At 55.4% G+C, this 2500-nt stretch carries 2 rRNA genes (1 of these 2 cut by a window edge); both read right to left on the reverse strand.

Going from position 1 to position 2500, the window contains the following annotated elements:
- Window positions 1-6: 6 nt before the first annotated feature.
- A 5S ribosomal RNA gene (gene rrf / locus G7Y54_RS12410) occupies window positions 7-121 on the reverse strand.
- 111 nt (window positions 122-232) lie between these two features.
- Window positions 233-2500: ribosomal RNA gene (locus tag G7Y54_RS12415) — 23S ribosomal RNA — on the reverse strand; it runs 663 nt beyond the window's last position.

Below are 2500 nucleotides of genomic sequence, written 5' to 3' on the forward strand. Positions count from 1 at the left end.
GGAAGAATTTGGCAGCTTCCTACTTTCCCGCGCGAAGATGCGCAGTATCATCGGCGAGGAAGAGCTTAACTGCCGAGTTCGGAATGGGATCGGGTGTACCCTCTACTCCGTGGCTGCCAAAATGGCTGGACGGCGCGCTTTTCGCGCGGTTCCGGGCTCTTCCTGGGAGCTTCAGTCACTCCCGCCGGAACATCCGTCAAAATATAATTGACAGGGAATGGAAGGAAATTTCGGGGACAAGTCTCACGGGCTATTAGTACTGGTCAGCTCCACCCCTCACGGGGCTTCCACCTCCAGCCTATCAACGTGGTGGTCTACCACGGCCCTTCAGGACTTGCGTCAGGGAGAACTTATCTTGAGGCAGGCTTCCCGCTTAGATGCTTTCAGCGGTTATCCCTTCCGCACATAGCTACTCTGCTGTGCCGCTGGCGCGACAACAGATCCACCAGGGGTGCGTCCATCCCGGTCCTCTCGTACTAGGGACAGGCCCTCTCAATTCTCCTACGCCCACAGAAGATAGGGACCAAACTGTCTCACGACGTTTTAAACCCAGCTCGCGTACCACTTTAAACGGCGAACAGCCGTACCCTTGGGACCTGCTTCAGCCCCAGGATGTGATGAGCCGACATCGAGGTGCCAAACCGCATCGTCGATGTGAACTCTTGGATGCGATCAGCCTGTTATCCCCGGCGTACCTTTTATCCAATGAGCGATGGCCCTTCCATGCGGGACCACCGGATCACTAACACCTGCTTTCGCATCTGCTCGAGATGTCTCTCTTGCAGTCAAGCTCCCTTATGCGTTTGCACTCGGCGGCTGGTTTCCAATCAGCCTGAGGGAACCTTTGCGTGCCTCCGTTACATTTTAGGAGGCGACCGCCCCAGTCAAACTACCCACCAGACACTGTCCCCCCGCCGGCTTACGGCAGGGGGTTAGGGACCTGAAAAAACAAGGGTGGTATTTCAACGATGGCTCCCCCCGTACTGGCGTACGGGGTTCACTGCCTCCCACCTATCCTACACATGCAGTTCCAAATCCCAATGTCAAGCTATAGTAAAGGTGCACAGGGTCTTTCCGTCTTTCTGCGGGAACGCGGCATTTTCACCGCGACTTCAATTTCACCGAGTCTCTGGCCGAGACAGTGTGGAGATCGTTACGCCATTCGTGCAGGTCGGAACTTACCCGACAAGGAATTTCGCTACCTTAGGACCGTTATAGTTACGGCCGCCGTTTACCGGGGCTTCAATTCGGAGCTTCGCTTGCGCTGACTCCTCCTTTTAACCTTCCGGCACCGGGCAGGCGTCAGTCCGTATACGTCGTCTTGCGACTTCGCACAGACCTATGTTTTTAGTAAACAGTCGCCACCACCATTTCTCTGCGGCTCTCCAGGGCTCGGGAGGGCGAGCCTCCCACACCCCGAAGAGCACCCCTTCTTCCGAAGGTACGGGGTTATTTTGCCGAGTTCCTTGGCCAGAGTTCTCTCGAGCGCCTTGGATTATTCATCCCACCCACCTGAGTTGGTTTCCGGTACGGTTTGTGTGCCCTATGCTTAGGAGCTTTTCTTGGCAGCGTGGACTCAACGGCTTCTGGGCTTGCGCCCTCGGATTCGCATCTCAGCATACAGATGCGGGGATTTGCCTCCGCATCATGCCTACCTGCTTGCACCGGGTATTCCAACACCCGGACCGCCTATCCTCCTGCGTCCCTCCATCACGCGGACACACAAGTACCCGAATATTAACGGGTTTCCCATCAGCTACGCGTTTCCGCCTCGCCTTAGGGGCCGACTAACCCTGGGAAGATTACCTTTACCCAGGAAACCTTGGGTTTACGGCGAACGGGTTTTTCACCCGTTTTATCGTTACTCATGTCAGCATAATCACTTCCCTGCAGTCCACCACACCTTTTGGCGCGGCTTCAGCCCGCGGGGAACGCTCCCCTACCAGACCGCTTGCGCGGAATCCAAAGCTTCGGCAGCATGCTTAGCCCCGTTACATTTTCGGCGCAACGTCATTAGACCAGTGAGCTATTACGCTTTCTTTAAACGATGGCTGCTTCTAAGCCAACGTCCTGGGTGTCTCTACAACGTCACCACCTTAACCACTGAGCATGCATTTGGAGGCCTTAGCTGTTGGTCTGGGCTCTTACCCTCTCGACAACGGACCTTAGCACCCGCTGTCTGACTCCCGTGGTACATCTGGACGGCATTCTGAGTTTGAAAGAGTTTGGTAATCTGGTAGGACCCCTAGCTCTGTCAGTGCTTTACCTCCGTCAGACAATCCACGAGGCTATACCTCAATATATTTCGGGGAGAACCAGCTATCACCGGGTTTGATTGGCCTTTCACCCCTATCCACAAGTCATCCGGAACGTTTTCAGCCGTTGGCGGTTCGGTCCTCCACAAGGCTTTACCCTTGCTTCAACCTGCTCATGGATAGATCACCCGGTTTCGGGTCTGATCCGCACTACTTGCGCCCTCTTCAGGCTCGCTTTCACTACG

The sequence above is a fragment of the Desulfovibrio sp. ZJ746 genome (assembly GCF_011039155.1).
Taxonomy (GTDB): Bacteria; Desulfobacterota; Desulfovibrionia; order Desulfovibrionales; family Desulfovibrionaceae; genus Desulfovibrio.